The sequence below is a fragment of the Thiosulfatihalobacter marinus genome, from assembly GCF_016019955.1.
In the GTDB taxonomy this organism is placed as follows: domain Bacteria; phylum Pseudomonadota; class Alphaproteobacteria; order Rhodobacterales; family Rhodobacteraceae; genus Shimia; species Shimia marinus_A.
This window is the reverse complement of record NZ_JAECRZ010000003.1, coordinates 195425-212207: the sequence shown is the minus strand read 5'-3', so window position 1 is coordinate 212207 and position 16783 is coordinate 195425. Positions and strand designations below refer to the sequence as shown.

At 62.7% G+C, this 16783-nt stretch carries 19 protein-coding genes; 13 read left to right on the top strand and 6 right to left on the bottom strand.

Annotation, left to right across the window (positions count from 1 at the left end):
* Positions 1-29: 29 nt before the first annotated feature.
* Together I3253_RS06365 and I3253_RS06360 are read right to left on the bottom strand one after the other, a co-directional pair.
* Complete coding sequence (locus tag I3253_RS06365) at positions 30-635, bottom strand: MlaC/ttg2D family ABC transporter substrate-binding protein (protein ID WP_197916956.1); 606 nt, start codon at positions 633-635, stop codon at positions 30-32.
* A complete protein-coding gene (locus I3253_RS06360; RefSeq protein WP_232236940.1) occupies positions 625-1401 on the bottom strand; it encodes an MlaA family lipoprotein in 777 nt (258 codons plus the stop codon). The genes I3253_RS06365 and I3253_RS06360 overlap by 11 nt, the downstream gene beginning before the upstream one ends.
* A gap of 187 nt (positions 1402-1588) precedes the next feature.
* On the opposite strand from I3253_RS06360, the gene I3253_RS06355 reads away from it, so the two are divergent.
* The 6 genes from I3253_RS06355 (at position 1589) to I3253_RS06330 (ending at position 7471) form a co-directional block, all read left to right on the top strand.
* On the top strand, positions 1589-3322 hold the full coding sequence (locus I3253_RS06355) for a type I secretion system permease/ATPase (RefSeq protein ID WP_232236939.1): 1734 nt from the start codon (positions 1589-1591) through the stop codon (positions 3320-3322).
* Positions 3319-4620, top strand: coding sequence for an HlyD family type I secretion periplasmic adaptor subunit (locus I3253_RS06350; RefSeq protein WP_197916805.1), 1302 nt, complete (start codon positions 3319-3321; stop codon positions 4618-4620). Before I3253_RS06355 ends, I3253_RS06350 begins: the two co-directional genes overlap by 4 nt.
* 81 nt (positions 4621-4701) lie before the next feature.
* Positions 4702-5163, top strand: coding sequence for a RidA family protein (locus tag I3253_RS06345; RefSeq protein WP_197916804.1), 462 nt, complete (start codon positions 4702-4704; stop codon positions 5161-5163).
* A 3-nt stretch (positions 5164-5166) separates the two neighbouring features.
* On the top strand, positions 5167-5928 hold the full coding sequence (locus I3253_RS06340) for a glycerophosphodiester phosphodiesterase family protein (protein ID WP_197916803.1): 762 nt from the start codon (positions 5167-5169) through the stop codon (positions 5926-5928).
* A 68-nt stretch (positions 5929-5996) separates the two neighbouring features.
* Complete coding sequence (locus tag I3253_RS06335) at positions 5997-7184, top strand: GNAT family N-acetyltransferase (RefSeq protein ID WP_197916802.1); 1188 nt, start codon at positions 5997-5999, stop codon at positions 7182-7184.
* Positions 7181-7471, top strand: coding sequence for a 4a-hydroxytetrahydrobiopterin dehydratase (locus I3253_RS06330; protein WP_197916801.1), 291 nt, complete (start codon positions 7181-7183; stop codon positions 7469-7471). The genes I3253_RS06335 and I3253_RS06330 overlap by 4 nt, the downstream gene beginning before the upstream one ends.
* 61 nt (positions 7472-7532) lie before the next feature.
* On the opposite strand, the gene I3253_RS06325 is transcribed toward I3253_RS06330, so the two are convergent.
* Positions 7533-8021 (bottom strand): peroxiredoxin, encoded by a 489-nt coding sequence (locus tag I3253_RS06325; protein ID WP_197916800.1) that lies wholly within the window; start codon positions 8019-8021, stop codon positions 7533-7535.
* Positions 8022-8109: 88 nt separating this feature from the next.
* Between I3253_RS06325 and I3253_RS06320 the strand changes: the two genes are divergently transcribed.
* The 3 genes from I3253_RS06320 to I3253_RS20580 all read left to right on the top strand — a co-directional run bounded on the left by I3253_RS06320 (position 8110) and on the right by I3253_RS20580 (position 10931).
* Positions 8110-9318: an NAD(P)/FAD-dependent oxidoreductase gene (locus I3253_RS06320; protein ID WP_197916799.1), complete on the top strand. Its 1209-nt coding sequence runs from the start codon at positions 8110-8112 to the stop codon at positions 9316-9318.
* Positions 9315-9878, top strand: a complete 564-nt coding sequence (gene rsmD, locus I3253_RS06315; protein ID WP_197916798.1) for a 16S rRNA (guanine(966)-N(2))-methyltransferase RsmD — start codon at positions 9315-9317, stop codon at positions 9876-9878. Before I3253_RS06320 ends, rsmD begins: the two co-directional genes overlap by 4 nt.
* Before the next feature lie 192 nt (positions 9879-10070).
* Positions 10071-10931: a DUF2189 domain-containing protein gene (locus tag I3253_RS20580; protein WP_197916797.1), complete on the top strand. Its 861-nt coding sequence runs from the start codon at positions 10071-10073 to the stop codon at positions 10929-10931.
* A 22-nt stretch (positions 10932-10953) separates the two neighbouring features.
* On the opposite strand, the gene map is transcribed toward I3253_RS20580, so the two are convergent.
* Both map and sfsA read right to left on the bottom strand, forming a co-directional pair.
* Entirely contained in the window at positions 10954-11760 is an 807-nt protein-coding gene (gene map / locus I3253_RS06305) for a type I methionyl aminopeptidase (protein ID WP_197916796.1), read from the bottom strand.
* Between the two features lie 142 nt (positions 11761-11902).
* Positions 11903-12613, bottom strand: a complete 711-nt coding sequence (sfsA, locus tag I3253_RS06300) for a DNA/RNA nuclease SfsA (RefSeq protein ID WP_197916795.1) — start codon at positions 12611-12613, stop codon at positions 11903-11905.
* Positions 12614-12662: 49 nt separating this feature from the next.
* Here sfsA and I3253_RS06295 point away from each other — a divergent pair, with 49 nt between their 5' ends.
* The 4 genes from I3253_RS06295 to I3253_RS06280 all read left to right on the top strand — a co-directional run bounded on the left by I3253_RS06295 (position 12663) and on the right by I3253_RS06280 (position 15674).
* Positions 12663-13382 carry a competence/damage-inducible protein A gene (locus tag I3253_RS06295; protein ID WP_197916794.1) on the top strand — a complete coding sequence of 240 codons (720 nt, stop codon included), beginning with the start codon at positions 12663-12665 and terminating at the stop codon, positions 13380-13382.
* A complete protein-coding gene (locus I3253_RS06290) occupies positions 13379-14110 on the top strand; it encodes a GNAT family N-acetyltransferase (RefSeq protein WP_197916793.1) in 732 nt (243 codons plus the stop codon). The genes I3253_RS06295 and I3253_RS06290 overlap by 4 nt, the downstream gene beginning before the upstream one ends.
* Before the next feature lie 11 nt (positions 14111-14121).
* On the top strand, positions 14122-14694 hold the full coding sequence (locus I3253_RS06285; RefSeq protein ID WP_197916792.1) for a peroxidase-related enzyme: 573 nt from the start codon (positions 14122-14124) through the stop codon (positions 14692-14694).
* Between the two features lie 80 nt (positions 14695-14774).
* Positions 14775-15674, top strand: a complete 900-nt coding sequence (locus tag I3253_RS06280; RefSeq protein ID WP_197916791.1) for an OmpA family protein — start codon at positions 14775-14777, stop codon at positions 15672-15674.
* A gap of 73 nt (positions 15675-15747) precedes the next feature.
* On the opposite strand, the gene I3253_RS06275 is transcribed toward I3253_RS06280, so the two are convergent.
* Positions 15748-16653: a LysR family transcriptional regulator gene (locus I3253_RS06275; RefSeq protein WP_197916790.1), complete on the bottom strand. Its 906-nt coding sequence runs from the start codon at positions 16651-16653 to the stop codon at positions 15748-15750.
* Positions 16654-16783 lie beyond the last annotated feature (130 nt).

The window sequence follows — 16783 nt, the reverse complement described above, 5'->3', positions numbered from 1 at the left end:
TGCGGCAAGGCGCGGGGCGTAACCGGGCCTCAGCCCGCGTTGTTCAGATCTGCGATCAGGGCGTTGATGTCACCCTTGCGGCGGTCAAGCATGGCGCCGATCTCTGCCTTTTCGGACAGGCGCAGGCTGATGCCTTCGATGATCATGTCAAAGAACTTGTCCTGGCCCGATCTGTTCGAAACAAGAAAGTTGACCTCGAAAGGGGCCTCGCCACGCAGCTTGACAGAGGTTGTCACCTCGAAAAAGCTCTTGACCTTGCGGCTGCTCTGAACATCGATCTGTCCACCGACAAATTCGTTGAACCGCTTGCCGTATTTGCGGGCCATATAGCCCTGAAATGCCTTGGTGTAGGCCGACAGCTGGGCATTGCTGAGACTGCGTGCATCAGGGCCAAGCGCAGAGCGGGCGATGATCGGCACGTCGCCGTATTTGACGAAGATCCGTTCAAAATCCCGGATCATGCCGTTCAGCGGCTTACCCGACTTGATCACCTGATTGATGTCCGCCACGGCCCTGTCGATCAGCGCCTCCGCCTGCGCGACATTCAGCGCAAAGCCCGGTGTTGGCAGGGCTGCGGCCAGTGCGGCGGCAGAAAAGAATGAGACAAATGCGCGGCGGGAAAACTCAGAAATCATCATACGGATCCTCGTAAGGGTCGAAATCGGAATCGAGGTAAACATCTTCGGCCGCTATTCCAAGCTGGTACCTGCGATTCTGCAAATAAAGAATCCGTGCCTGGGCATAGCTGTCGGCGCTTTCATAGAGGATCGAGTCGATGGTCGCGTCATAGTCATACCGGTTGCCCATCGCATCAACGACATAGGCCGCGGCACCGATATAGCGGGTGGGATCGCGGAACACGACGATGAAGGGATTCAATATGAGATCGGTAATCAAACCAACGGAATCGCGCTGGGTGGACGGCCCGAAGAAGGGCAGTTCGACATAGGGGCCTTCCTCGGCGCCCCAGACATACAATGTCTCGCCGAAATCGGTGTCTTCGCGCGGGATGTCAAACAGCGTGGCCGTATCGACAAACCCGGCCAGCCCGAACACCGTGTTGACGATGAACCGGATGGTCGTGCCGGCCGCCGCGTCAATGTCACCCTGAAGGGTGTGGTTGATGACATCGTTGGGCAAGGACAGGTGATCTGCAAAATTGGAAAAGCCGGTGCGAACGGGGCGCGGGAAGATTGTCCCGTAACCGTTGGCCGCGGGCGACAGCAGCAGCCGATCGACGGATTTGTTGAATTCATGGGTGCCGCGGTTGGCTTCTTCATGCGGGTCGTAGATTCCAGAGCGGCTGACCGTGTCTTTGGAGGCACAGGCAGACAGAAAAAGCGCCGCGCCAAGCAGCAGTGGAACAATCAGGCGGCGCGCCGGCGAAGATGAGCGAGACAATGGCACTGGTCTTCTCTACTATTAATCAACAAAGGTTCATTTAGAGTATTCAAAGCTGTACCCCAACCGAACCATCGGTTTCGGGAAAGGCTGTGGCAGATTGGAAACAGGTTCGGGCTTCAGGCCCCCGCCGTCAAGTGCCGCAATGGCACCAGGGGGCGGGTTGCGGCCCGCAAGAGGGTATTTGATGGCAATCATGCAGACGCGCGGTGGTTTCGAAGAGTTGCGCCAGGCCCGCCGACAAAGCCGGGCGCTGTATTGGGCTGTCGGCATCTTCAGCTTTTTCGTGAACATGCTCATGCTCACAGGTCCGCTGTTCATGTTGCAGGTATATGACCGCGTGCTTGGCAGCCGGTCGGAGGAAACGCTGTTTGCCCTGGCCCTGCTGGTGGCTTTCCTGTTCGGGATGATGGGATTGCTGGATTTCGCGCGCGGCCGGGTCATGGCACGTGTCGGGGCGCGGTTTCAGTCGCGTTTGGACGCGCGGGTCTTTGATGCCGTTCAGCGGCGGGCCTCGGTCGGACAATCGGCGCAGGCCCAGACCGGATTGTCTGATCTGGAATCCATTCAGCGCCTGATGACATCCCCGGTCCTGATGGCGGTCTTTGACATTCCCTGGACACCGTTTTTCCTGCTCGGCATTTCGCTGTTCCATCCCTGGCTGGGAATGCTCGCCGTGGTCGGCGGAAGCATATTGATCGCCGCGACGGTGGTGAACCAGCTGGCCACCAGACGCCCGGTCGCCCGCGCTGCGACCGTGTCTCACAACGCGTCCAGAATGTCGGACCAGTTGCAGAACGAGGCCGAGATGGTGCGGGCCATTGGAATGCAGCGGGCGGCCTATGACCGCTGGCAGACCGTCCGCGCCGAATCGCTGGAAGCGACGGTGCTGGCGTCGGATGTTGGCGGGGCCTTCGCCGTTGCCACCAAGACATTCCGGTTGTTCCTGCAATCCGCCATGCTGGGGCTTGGCGCCTATCTTGCCCTCAAGGGCGAAGTCACCCCGGGCGCCATGATTGCCGGGTCTATCCTGATGGGGCGGGCATTGGCCCCGATTGAAATCGCTGTCAATCAGTGGCCCCTGGTGCAGCGCGCGCGCAGAGGCTGGGACAGCCTGGGGCAGTTGCTTGGCGAGGTGCCGCCTGAACAGCCGCGCACGAAATTGCCGCCGCCAAGGGCCCGTCTGGATGTCCAGCAACTGACGGTGGTTCCGCCCGGAGAGTCGCAAGCGGCGCTGCGCATGATCAGTTTTTCGGCGGCCCCCGGTCAGGCGATCGGGGTGATTGGCCCTTCGGGGGCAGGAAAATCGACCCTGGCGCGCGCCTTGACCGGCGTGTGGCGCGCCGCCGGCGGCAAGGTACGGCTGGATAGCGCGGCCCTGGATCAGTATGATCCGGACGATCTTGGCCGCTATATCGGGTATCTGCCTCAGCGCGTCGAATTGTTTGACGGAACGATTGCCGAAAACATTGCCCGGATGCGGAGCGATGCCGACCCGGAAAAGATCGTGGCGGCTGCAAGGCTCGCCGATGCCCATGATATGATTCTGAGGCTGCCGCAAGGCTATGACACGCAGGTCACGGCCCATGGCGGGCGTCTGTCCGGAGGCCAGATCCAGCGCATCGGCCTGGCCCGCGCCATGTATGACGATCCTGTCTTGCTGGTGTTGGATGAACCCAATTCCAATCTGGACAACGAGGGTTCCATTGCGTTGAACAAGGCAATTCGCGCCACCAAGGAAGACGGCCGATCCGTGTTGATCATGGCACACCGGCCGGCGGCCATTCAGGAATGCGACCTGCTGCTGGTGCTGGAAAACGGCGCGCGCCGTGCGTTCGGACCGCGGGAAGATGTCATGCGGGAAGTCTTGCAGAATTACGAAACACTCAAGGCGTCGCCGGGGCCGGGAGGGGTGCAATGAAGCCTGGAATCTGGTCCGTACGCGGCCCGCTTTTCATCGGGGTTTTCGCGCTGGCTATTCTGATTGGCGGATTTGGCGCCTGGTCGCTGCAAACCCAGATCGCCGGAGCGATTGTTGCCTCGGGGCGTGTCGAGGTGGATCGCAATCGTCAGGTGGTTCAGCATCTGGATGGCGGCATCGTTGTCGAACTTCTGGTGGACGAGGGCGACGTTGTCGCGGCAGAGCAGCTATTGATGCGGCTGGATGATACGCTGCTGTCTTCGGACCTGACGGTTGTCGAGGGGCAGTTGTTCGAGTGGATGGCGCGAAGGGGCCGGTATGAGGCCGAGCGCGACCAGCGCGACCAGATCGACTATGATCAGGAATTGATCGACCGCGCCGCCATAGATCCCAAGATCAAGGGTTTGATGGAAGGCCAGACAAGGCTGTTCGAGGCCCGGCGCGATACGATTGCACAAGCCAGGGAACAGCTGGGCAGGCAGCAGGAACAGATCGCCAGCCAGATCGTTGGCATCGATGCCCAGCGCAGCGCCCTGAGCACGCAGTTGGACTTGATCAGGGACGAATTGAAGGATCAGCAATCCCTTCTGGACAAGGGGTTGGCGCAAGCGACACGCGTTCTGGCCCTGCGCAGGGAAGAGGCCGGGTTGGCCGGGCGTGTGGGCGAGCTTACAGCGCAGCGCGCCCAGGCCGAAGGCCGCCAGAGCGAGATCGAGCTTGAAAAGCTGAAACTCACCTCGTCCCGTCGCGAAGATGCCATTACGCGGCTGAGGGATTTGCGCGCGGGAGAGGTGGAACTGAATGAACGCCGCCGGTCCCTGATCGAGCGTCTGTCGCGTTTGGAAATTCGTGCGCCCGTATCCGGCATCGTCTACGGGATGCAGGTTTTCGCCTTGCGCTCGGTCATTCGCCCTGCCGACCCGCTTTTGTACATCGTTCCCCAGGATCGTCCGCTTGTGGTGGCGGCGCGGGTTCCGTCGATTCATGTCGATCAGGTTTTCCCCGGCCAGGAGGTATCGTTGCGTTTCGCGGCGTTCGATCAACGGACCACGCCGGAACTTGTGGGCAATGTCACCCAGATTTCGGCGGATGTTTTCCAGGACAGCGAGTTCAGCGAATCCTATTACAGGGTCGAGGTTGTTCTGGCGGAGGGAGAGATTGACAAGCTGCCCGGCAACGCCGTGCTGATTCCGGGAATGCCGGTGGATGCGTTCCTGCGCACCAGAGATCGCACACCTATGGCCTATCTGCTCAAACCGCTGACGGACTATTTTTCCAAGGCGTTCCGCGAAGGCTGATCCCGGGGTGCAATAGGGCTTTCGCGGCTTGCGGTCACAGGCTAGCGTCGCAACGGAAACTGCAAGCCACGGAGCAAACGCATGAGTGCAATCGAAAAGAAGCTGACTGAACTGGGCGTTACCCTGCCAACAGCCCCGGCGCCGGCGGCGAATTATGTGCCTTTCGTCCGGTCGGGCAACATGGTGTATGTTTCGGGCCAGGTGTCCATGGGACCGGACGGGTTCATCACTGGCAAGCTGGGCGCCGGCATGTCGGTGGAAGAAGGGGCCGCGGCGGCAAAAACCTGTGCCATCGGCCTGCTGGCGCAGCTCAAGGCGGCCTGTGACGGTGATCTGGACCGGCTGGTCCGTGTGGTCAAGCTGACTGGATTCGTGAATTCGACGGCGGATTTCACCCAACAGCCGCAGGTGGTGAACGGCGCGTCGGATTTCCTGGTGGCCGCCCTGGGCGACAAGGGGCGCCATGCGCGTTCGGCGGTGTCGGCTGTGGCGTTGCCATTGGGCGTCGCCGTCGAGATCGAAGGCATTTTCGAGATCGTTTGACTCATGCTGGCAGACGAATTTCTGAGCACGCCGCTGGCGCATCGTGCCCTGCACGATGTGCGGGACGGGCGCCCCGAGAATAGCCTGGCCGCGATTCGGGCTGCGATGGCACGGGGATATGGCATCGAGATCGACCTGCAATTGTCCCGTGACGGGCAGGCGATGGTGTTTCATGACGATCGGCTTGACCGGCTGACCGGCGCGGTGGGGCCTGTGCGGCAAAAAACGGCGGCGGAACTGGCCGGGATCGTGCTGAGTGGCGGCAAGGAGGGCGTCCCCCGCTTTGCCGAGGTGCTGGCGCTGGTGGCGGGGCAGGTGCCTCTGCTGGTCGAGATCAAGGATCAGGATGGGGCGCTGGGGCCGAATGTCGGTACTCTGGAAGCGGCAGCGGCAGAGGCGGTGCGCGGCTATGGCGGCCCGCTTGCCTTCATGTCGTTCAATCCCGAAAGCGTCGCGGCCATGTCGCGGCTTGCGCCCGGGGTTCCGCGCGGGATCGTGACCGAGGAATACAGCGCCGGGGAATGGCCACAGCTTCGGGCCGAAACGCGGGATCGGTTGCGGGAAATACCCGATTACGACCGGGTCGGCGCATCCTTCATCAGCCATCATGCAAGTGATCTGGGGCGGGCGCGGGTGGCCGGGTTGAAGGCCGCTGGCGCGTCGGTTTTGTGCTGGACCGTGCGTTCGCCGCAAGAAGAGGCCGAGGCGCGCAAGGTGGCGGACAACGTGACATTCGAGGGCTACCTGGCCAAGCCGGGGCGCTGAACAACGGTTCGGCCCCGGGTTGAACCTGCCGGTGCGGGTGCCAATCTAGAAGTTGGGAGGCACGGCGCATGGATGGCGGACAGGTCGAGATCGAATTGCACGCATCGCTGGACAGCGTGCCCATGGCAGAGTGGGATGCCTGTGCCTGCCCCGAGGTCGCACAGGGCGGTCGGCCCACAGATCCCTTTACCACCTATCGTTTCCTGAAAGCATTGGAAGACAGCGGTTCTGTCGGGCCGGGCACCGGATGGCAGCCGCGGTATCTGACGGCGCGGCTGAGCGGGCAGATCATTGCCGTCGCGCCGATGTATGCAAAATCGCATAGTCAGGGCGAGTATGTGTTCGATCACAACTGGGCCCACGCCTATGAGCGCGCGGGCGGGCAGTACTATCCGAAATTGCAGATTGCCGTGCCCTTCACCCCGGTGACGGGCCGCCGCCTTCTGGTGCGCCCGGGGTTCGGGGCCACCGGGCAATCGGCGTTGGTGCAGGGGGCGGTCCAGGTGGCTTCCGAGAACCGCCTGTCGTCGCTGCATGTCACGTTTTGCGACGTGGCAGAGGCCGAAGCGGGCGCCGCGATGGGGCTGATGCTGCGCACCGGACAGCAATATCACTGGGAAAATCGCGGCTACGGGGATTTTGACGAATTCCTGGCTTCGCTGTCTTCGCGCAAGCGCAAGTCGTTGCGCAAGGAGCGGCAGCGCGCGCAGGGATTCGGAGGGGAGATCGTGCATCTGACCGGCGATGCCATCCGCCCCGGGCATTGGGATGCCATGTGGCGGTTCTATCAGGATACCGGTGCGCGAAAATGGGGCACGCCCTATCTGACGCGGGCGTTTTTCGACATCGCGCAAGAGCGGCTGCGCGATGACATTCTGTTGATATTTGCGCTGCGCGACGGGGTGCCGGTGGCCGGGGCGATGAACCTGATCGGCCGGGACTGCCTGTATGGCCGGTACTGGGGCTGTGTCGAGGATCACCCCTGTCTGCATTTCGAACTGTGCTATTATCAGGCGATGGATTGGGCGATCGGCCACGGGCTGAAGCGCGTGGAGGCCGGGGCGCAGGGCGAGCACAAGCTGGCGCGGGGCTATGTGCCGGTTGAAACGCGGTCCTTGCACTGGATCGCGGATCCGGGGTTTGCCGAAGCGGTGGACCGCTACCTGACGGCAGAGCGGGCGGCGGTTTCGCAAGAGATCGAAGTGATGACGGCCTGGGGGCCGTTTCGCAAGGAAACGAGAGAGGAAAAGGAATGACGGAACTCTTGAGCGAGGCAGCCCGCGATGCGGTTCTGGGCCCGCTGTTTGCCAATGGATGGACGCTGGTCGAGGGGCGCGACGCGATCACCAAGACCTTTGAGTTCAAAAGCTTTGTCGATGCGTTCGGCTGGATGAGCCGGGCGGCGCTGTGGGCCGAGAAATGGGACCACCACCCGGAGTGGCGCAATGTCTACAACCGGGTGGAGGTGGTTCTGACCACGCATGACGTGGACGGAATATCGTCGTTGGACGCCAAGTTGGCCCGCAAGATGGACACGTTGTAGCCCGTTCGTTTTCCGATACGGAAAACGTCCCGGAATTCGGATCGAATTCCGGGCGCGTGTGTCAAAGCGCGTCGAGCAGGGTTTCGCCGGCGGTGAAATTGCACACGCCACGTTCGGTTTCTTCGTTCAGAAGCGTCACGACACCGTCATCGACAATGGCGGCAAATCGGCGGGCACGGTTGACGAAGCCCACGGCGGGAATCGAGAAGTCCAGCCCCATGGCCAATGTCAGGTCCCCGGCCGGGTCTGTCAGCATGGTGATGCCTGCCTTAGAGGCGCCCGCAGACTTGTCCCAGGCATCCATGACCCAGGGATCGTTGACCGACATGCAGATGATCTCGTCCACGCCTTTGGCGCGGAATGCCTCGGCCGTACGAATGAAGCTGGGCAAATGGGCCGCGCTACAGGTGCTGGTGAATGCGCCGGGCAGGCCAAAAAAGACCACCTTGCGGCCCTTGGTCAGGCCCTCGACATCTACGGTTTCCGGGCCGTTCGCGCCCAGTTTTGTCAACGTGCCCGTGGGCAGTTTGTCGCCAACTGAGATTGTCATCCAAGAGCCTCTCTTTCATTGTGTTTCCCTGAACCCGCGATATAGGATCATGCCGATATTGCGCAAATGCAAATGAGAGGGGGGCTTCTTGACCCACGTAGTTGTGATCGGAGCCGGGCAGGCCGGCGCCTCGTGTGCGGCCAGGCTGCGCAGCCTGGGGTTTGACGGGCGGATCACGCTGATCGGTGAGGAGCACGTACCGCCCTATCAGCGCCCTCCGCTGAGCAAGAAGTACCTGTTGGGCGACATGACGCAGGAGCGGCTGTATTTGCGCCCCAAGAGTTTTTACGGCGAAAACGGGATTGATTTGCGCCTTGATGAAACGGTGCGTTCGATAGACCGGGCTGGCAAGACGGTGATCACGTCCGGCGGCGTGCTGGGCTATGACCAGTTGGTGCTGACGACGGGATCGGTGCCGCGCCGGTTGCCGGCGGCCATCGGTGGCGCGCTGGAGGGTGTTTATACCGTGCGCGGGCTGAAGGACGTGGATGCCATGGCGCCGGAATTCGTGGCGGGCCGGCGCGTGCTGATCGTGGGCGGGGGCTATATCGGGCTGGAGGCCGCGGCGGTGGCCGCGTCCCGGGGGCTGGATGTGACTCTGGTTGAAATGGCGGACCGTATCCTGCAACGCGTGGCCGCGCCGGAAACCAGTGATTTCTTTCGCGAACTGCACCGGTCTCATGGCGTGAAGATCGACGAGGGGGTGGGGCTGGAGCGTCTGACAGGCGCGGGCCGGGTGGACGGCGCCATTCTGACGGACGGGCGCAACGTCGCGCTGGATTTCGTGATCGTGGGCGTGGGTATCACACCGGCTACGGCGCTGGCAGAGGCTGCCGGGCTGGAGCTGGAAAACGGGATCAGGACCGATGCGCTGGGCCGCAGCTCGGACCCGGCGATCTGGGCGGCGGGCGATTGCGCCTCGTTCCCCTATCGCGGAACGCGCATCCGGCTGGAAAGCGTGCCCAACGCCATCGATCAGGCCGAGCTGGTGGCCGAAAACATCATGGGCGCGGACAAGGCGTATGTGGCCGCCCCCTGGTTCTGGTCGGATCAGTATGACGTGAAATTGCAGATTGCGGGGTTGAACACCGGATATGATCGGGTGGTATCGCGGGTTGGCGATCGGATGTCCTGTTCGTTCTGGTATTACCGGGGCAAGACGCTGCTGGCGGTGGATGCCATGAACGCGGCGCGCGATTACATGATTGGCAAACGGTTGATCGAAAGCGGCATTTCGCCCACGCCCGAGGAGGTGGCGAACCCGGAAACCAACCTGAAGGCGCTGATGCGGCAGTGAGGATCATTGCCGGACAGTTTCGCGGCACGGCGCTGGCCAGCGTGGGCAAGGGCGATGCGGGGGCGCATTTGCGACCCACGACAGACCGCGTGCGCGAAAGCCTGTTCAACGTACTGATGGGGGGCAGGTTTGGCGATCCGATCACCGGGGCGCGGGTTCTGGACCTGTTCGCCGGAACAGGGGCCTTGGGGCTGGAGGCGCTGTCGCGCGGCGCGCGCGAGGTGTGTTTCGTGGATGACGGGCGCAAGGCCGGCGCGTTGATCCGCGAGAATATCCGGCTGACCCGCAGCACGGCGGCGGCGCGGCTTGTGATGCGCGATGCGACGCGGCTGCCGGGGCATGACGGCGACGGGTTTGACCTTGTGTTCCTGGATCCCCCTTACGGCAAGGCCATGGGCGAGCGGGCGCTGGCGGGAGCGGTCACGGGAGGCTGGATCGCGCCGGGGGCCTTGATCATGTGGGAAGAAAACAGCCCGCAGATTGCGCCGGAGGGGTTCGTGATGCTTGATCAGCGAAAATACGGCGCCACGCATGTGACGTTTCTGGAGCGTTCCCAATAGCGGCGAGCCGGATGAACCATCTGGGAATACCGGCAATGTTGCGCGAATATGCGCGGTGGCGGCGCGAAACTGTGCTAGACTGTCGGGGATGATGCAGGCCGCCTGATAGGTCGGGCCCTGCCAATTCGGGTTTGAGCATCCGGCATTGTGATGGCTGATCGCGGCCTGCCTTCTGAGATGGAGGAGGACGCAATGGTTGAGACTATCGGTAATCCGCTGAGTTGGGGCGCCCGCCTGTTGGGCGGGATCTGGCATGGGGCGGAAGATGTGGCCGATGGCATGGCAAGTGACACGCGCGTGTCGCCGCGCGTGCATCGGCTGGATCCGGGTGATATCGGCAAGGCTTTGCGCATGGGGCTGGCCGATCTGCGGCGCAGCCGCAGCGACGTTCTGATGCTGGTGATTGTCTATCCGCTGATCGGGCTTGCATTGACGGCGCTGGCTTTTGATCAGGCCATGATACCCCTGATCTTTCCCATGGTGGCCGGGTTTGCGCTGATCGGTCCGCTGGCGGCGGTCGGATTGTATGAAATGAGCCGACAACAGGAGCAGGGGCAGGCGAGCAGTTGGGGCGCGGCGCTGAAGGGATTGCGCATGCGGGTCATGGGGCCGGTGATGGTGCTTGGCGTCTATATGCTGGCTGTGTATGCGATCTGGATCGTCGTGGCGCTGGAAATCTATGGTGCCACGCTTGGCCCGGCGATGCCGGAGAGCATGGCGGGTTTCGTGCGCGACCTGTTCACGACTCCGGCAGGCTGGTCGCTGATCTGGATCGGCTGCGGGGTGGGGTTTGTGTTTGCCGCGCTGGTTCTGGTGACGACCATGGTGAGCGTGCCGATGCTGGTGGACCTGCCGGTGGGCTTGCCGGTGGCGGTGGCGGCCTCGTTGCGCGTGGCGGCCAAGAACCCGCTTGTTGTGACAGGCTGGGGGTTGACCGTGGCGGCGTTGCTGGTGATCGGGTCCGTGCCGATGTTTGTCGGGCTGGTGGTGGTGCTGCCGGTTCTGGGCCACGCCACATGGCATCTGTATCGCATGGCGATCAGCTTTGACTGAGCCGCGCCTGATCCGGGGGTGATCAACCCCAGGTGGGGTGGAACCGGCCCGCCGGGGACAGGGTAAAGATATCGGCGCCGTCGGCCGTAACGCCGACGGAGTGTTCGAACTGGGCCGACAGAGATTTGTCGCGGGTTACGGCGGTCCAGTCATCGGCCAGAACCTTGGTTTCCGGGCGGCCAAGATTGATCATCGGCTCGATGGTGAAGAACATGCCTTCCTGAAGAACCGGCCCGGTTCCGGGGCGGCCATAATGCAGCACGTTTGGCGGGGCGTGGAACACACGGCCCAGCCCGTGGCCGCAGAAATCGCGCACGACAGACATGCGGTGGCTTTCGGCATAAGACTGGATGGCATGGCCGATATCGCCGAAAGTGTTGCCGGGTTTGACCGCCTCGATCCCCTTCATCAGCGAATCATGCGTGACCTGGATCAGCCGCTCGGCCTTGCGCCCCAGACGCCCGGCCACGTACATGCGGCTGGTGTCGCCGTACCAGCCATCCACGATGACTGTTACGTCAATATTCAAAATATCGCCGTCCTTGAGTTTCTTGTCGCCGGGAATGCCGTGGCAGACCACGTGGTTGACGCTGATACAGGAGGCGTGCTGGTAGCCGCGATAGCCGATCGTGGCGGATTGGGCGCCGGCGGCGTTAACCTTGGCCTCGATCACCCGATCGATTTCGCCGGTTGTCTGGCCGGGTTCCACCAGTTCCGCGACCTCGTCGAGAATGCGCGCGGCCAGCGCGCCGGCAACGTGCATTCCGGCGTGATCCGCCGGGTCATACAGGCGAATGCCATCTCGGGTCTGGCGCGGTTTGCCGATCATCGAAGCTGCTCCATCGGGTCAGTGTTTGTCCGTATTTAGTGTCATTTGGCGCAAAGGACCAGAGGGGCAAAAGGGGGCGCTGCCCCCGTCGCCGCGCGGCGGCGACTCCCCCGGGATATTTCGGGCCAAAAGAAGCCGGCGGTCAGGCTGTGACGGCAAAGGGGAGCGCGGGGCCGAGTGTGATTTCGAAAGGCGTGATGACGCAGCGATGCGCCATGGTTTCGACGCCGGCGGCGCGGGCGCTGGCGAAGGCGGCGGCATAGGCCGGATCGATATCTGCGGCGAGCGTGACCTGTCGGGCGTCGGTGCGCTGGACAAGATAGAACATCATCGCGCGCCCGCCGCCGTCCACCACCTTTTGCAGCTCATGCAGGTGTTTGGTGCCGCGCGCGGTGACGCTGTCGGGGAATTCGGCCAGGCCGGGGCGGCGCGAGAGGGTGACGGATTTGACCTCGATATACAGATCGGGCTTGTGGGCGCCGGAGAGCAGAAAATCGATGCGGCTGTTTTCGCCGTATTTCACCTCGGGGCGCATCAGGGGGTAGTCTTTCAGCCCCGGTACTGTGCGGGCCAGCAGCGCGGCCTTGAGCGCGCGATTGGGAACAGAGGTGTCGACCCCGGTGAAATGACCGTTTTCGTGTTCCACCAGCCGCCAGCCGTATTTCAGCTTTTTCTTGGGGTCGTCGTTGGGTTCCAGCCAGATCCGGCTGCCCGGTTCGGCGAGGCCCATCATCGAGCCGGGGTTGGCGCAATGGGCGGTGATCTCGGTACCGTCCTCAAGGCGGGCATCGGCGAGGAAGCGCTTGTAGCGGCGGATCAGCACGGCGGGCAAAAGAGGGGTTTGAAAGCGCATGAACCCCGCCCTATACCTGCGTAGACCTTCTGACAAGGAGCGCTGCGCCATGACCAATCCCACCGCCGCGATGCTGGTGATCGGAGACGAGATCCTTTCGGGCCGGACACGTGATGCCAACATGCATTTTCTGGCTGGCGAGTTGACCAAGCACGGTATCGACCTGCGGGAGGTAAGGATCGTTTCGGATGATCACGAGATGATTGTCGAGGCGGTCACGGCGCTGGCCGGTGCCTATGACACGGTGTTCACCAGTGGTGGAATTGGACCGACGCATGACGACATCACGGCCGATTGCATTGCCGCTGCCTTTGGCCGGGCGATCGACGTGCGCGATGATGCGCGCGCGCTGTTGCAGGCGCATTATGACAATTCCGGGCTGGAGCTGAACACGGCGCGGCTGCGCATGGCGCGTATCCCGGACGGCGCGGCGCTGATCGACAACCCGGTGTCGGTGGCGCCTGGTTTCACGGTGGAAAACGTGCATGTGATGGCCGGGGTGCCGTCGGTTTTCCAGGCGATGGTGGCCAGCGTGTTGCCCACGCTGACCGGTGGCGCGCCGCTGTTGTCGCAATCGCTTCGGATCATGCGGGGCGAGGGGGACATTGCCGGGCCGCTGCGCCTGTTGGCCGAGGAATTCGCGGATCTGTCGATCGGGTCCTACCCGTTCCAGAAGGATGGGGTGTTCGGCGCCAATGTGGTGATCCGCGGTTCGGACGGGGCGCGGGTGGACGCGGCGATGACACGATTGGCAGAGGTATTTGCATGACCGGCCTGCCCGATGCGCGCAAGCTGTATGATGTGGTCGAGGCCACCTGGCCGCCATTTGCCCGGCAGGATTGCGGCCCGTTCACGATTCGTGAAGGGCGTGGCGGCGGCAAGCGGGTATCGGCGGCGACGGTCGAGGGCGCGTTTGACATGTCCGACATAGAGGCGGCGGAGGCGGCGATGCGGGCGCTGGGGCAGGGGCTTTTGTTTCAGATCCGCGAGGGGGACGCGGCGCTGGATGCGGCGCTGGAAACGCGCGGTTACGAGGTGGTCGATCCGGTGACGATGTACGCCGCGCCGGCCAGCGAGATCGCCTGTGAGCGCCCGCCCCGCACGGCGGCCATACCCGGGTGGGAGCCGTTGAGGATCATGGAAGAAATCTGGGCGGCGGGCGGAATAGGCCCGGACCGGATTGCCGTGATGCATCGCGCGCAAGGGCCGAAGACTGGTTTTGTGTCGCGCTGGCGCGACAAGCCCGCGGGCACGTCGTTCCTGGCGATGTGCGACGGGATCGGCATGGTCCATGCGCTTGAGATTCTGCCCGGTCAGAGGCGCCAGGGTGTGGCGCGCTGGTTGATGCGCAAGGCGGCCTTCTGGATTCTGGATCAGGGTGGGCACACGCTTGCCGTGATCTGCACAAGCCGCAACCAGGGGGCGAACGCGCTCTATTCTTCCCTCGGGATGAAGGTTGTGGGAGAGTATCATTACAGGCAGAAACAATCCGCCTGAAGGAGACTGTCATGACCAAGAACGATCGGCCCACGGCGCTGGACATCCCGATGCTGGATCCCTTGCCGCAGGACACGCAGCGCTATTTCGACATCTGTGTGGAAAAGCTGGGCATGGTGCCCAACGTCCTGAAGGCCTATGCGTTCGATGTGGCCAAGCTTGATGCCTTTACCGCGCTTTACAATGACCTGATGCTGGGCGCGAGCGGGCTGAGCAAGCTGGAGCGCGAGATGATCGCGGTGGTGGTCAGTTCGGTCAACAAATGCTTTTACTGTCTTGTCGCGCATGGCGCGGCGGTGCGCCAGCTGTCGGGCAATCCGGCGCTGGGCGAGATGATGGTGATGAACTGGCGGGTGGCCGATCTGGATGCGCGCCAGAGCGCCATGCTGGCCTTTGCCGAGAAGATGACCATCGCCAGCTACACGATCCAGGAGCCGGACCGCCAGGCGTTGCGCGATGCCGGGTTCAGTGACCGGGATATCTGGGACATTGCCAATGTTGCCGGGTTCTACAACATGTCCAACCGTGTGGCTTCGGCCACGGATATGCGGCCCAATGAAGAGTATCACGCGCTAGCCAGATGAACCGGGCGCTGGCCATATCGTTGGCGTTTTGGCCAGGCCTGGGGTGGGCGTTTGAACCGGCTTTGCCCGAGGCAGCGCAATTGACCGGAGATTTTGTCACGGAACGGGGGCATTTCACCTTGCCTACCGGCGTGTTCGCGAATGGCAATGTGCCGGGGGAACGGTTGTCCGGCGCCATATCGCGGCGAAGCTGGCGGGTGATGGCCGGGTTCACCAACACAGAGGCCCTGACCGAAGAACTGAGCGCGCAGTTGTCGGCTCAGGGGTACAGGATCATTTTCGAATGTGACGCGGAACTGTGCGGCGGGTTCGACTTTCGTTTCAACACAGAGGTGCTGCCGCCGCCGGAAATGTTCGTGGACCTGTCCGATTTTCGGTACCTGTCCGCGCTGAAGGACGGTCCGGACGGGATGTCTGGTGCCGGGGTGCTTGTCAGCCGGACGGCGCAGGCCGGCATGGTGCAGGTGATCGCCGTCGGGCCGGACGTGCCCGGTCTGGCCGGGAATGCCGGACATGATGGAACAGGGGCCCAGGCAACCGATGACGGGACGCTTTCGCCGCCAACTGAAACCGACAGCTTGCGTCCCGATGTTGTAGCGGCGGAAAACATACCGCAATGGCTGGAGCGGACCGGGCATATCGTGCTGTCGGATCTGGAATTTGAAACCGGGTCGTCGCGTCTGGGGCCTGGGCCGTTTCAATCGCTCCGCGCCCTGGCGGATTATCTGAAGACCAACCCGGCGCGGCGCATTGCGCTTGTCGGGCATACCGACAGCGAAGGCTCGCTGGAGCAGAATATCGAACTGTCGCGCAAACGCGCCGAGGCGGTGCGGCAGCGGCTTGTGGAGGTGCTTGGCGTGGATATTGCGCAACTGGAGGCGCAAGGCGTTGGCTTCCTGTCTCCGATTGCCTCCAACCTGACCGAAGAGGGGCGCAATGCCAATCGGCGGGTCGAGGCGGTCTTGCTCAGCACGCGGTAGCGGGCAAAAAAAGACCCGGGCCAATCTGGTCCGGGTCAGGTTTGCTTTCACATTGGAAAGCCAGGGGAAGAAATTACCAGTCTGTCGGGCCCTTGTCGGCAAAGGCGTGCACCAGGAAATCGATGAACGCGCGCACCTTGGGCTGGGTGAAGCGGCCCGGCGGGTAGACCGCATAGATGCCCTGGGTTTCGACGGGCAGGTCCGGGATCGCGTCTTCGACAAGGCCCTGTTCCAGGGCGTCCGCATAAAGAAAACTGGGCAGATAGGCGATGCCAAGCCCCGCGACGGCCGCGTTCAGAAGGGATTGACCGTCATTCACCGACAACCAGCCGGCGGTGCGCACCTGGCGTTTTTCGCCCGAGGGCGCGGTCAGCTTCCAGACGGCGCCATTGGACTGGCTGGAATAGTGCAGCAGCTTGTGATCGTTCAGATCGTCAATCTTTTGCGGGCGCCCGTAGCGCTGGAAATAGCCGGGGCTGGCGATCATGCGTTTGGTGGTTTCCGTCAGCTTGCGGGCGCGCAGGGTGCTGTCTTCCAGTTCGCCGATGCGAATGGCCATGTCGAAACCCTCCGAGATCAGTTCGACATAGCGGTTATTGAGCACCATGTTGACGGTGATATCAGGGAATTCATTGAGGAACTCACCCAATACCGGCGACAGGTGGTTGACCCCGAAATCCGTGGCCACGGAAATGCGCAACAGGCCGGAAGGCGCTGATTGCATCGATGTGACCAGCGCGTCGGCCTCGCCCGCGTCATTCAGCACGCGGCGGGCACGGTCGTAATAGGCAAGTCCGATCTCGGTCGGGCTGACACGGCGCGTGGTGCGGTTCAGCAGGCGGGCACCAAGCCGGGCCTCAAGGCTGGAAACGTGCTTGGACACAGCGGATTTCGAGATACCCATTTTCTTGGCAGCATCCGTAAAGCCGCCTTGATCCACCACGGTGGCAAACGCTTCCATTTCGGTCAGGCGATCCATTCCAATACCTCTGCAATCATTCTCAGGCCCAGATATCGCGCTGAAATCGGGCAGGATGAGGGCGGGGGGCAGACAATATCAGGGATTTGTCACGCATCGTTTGCGGCGGGGAAACAGCGAAACAGTCGTT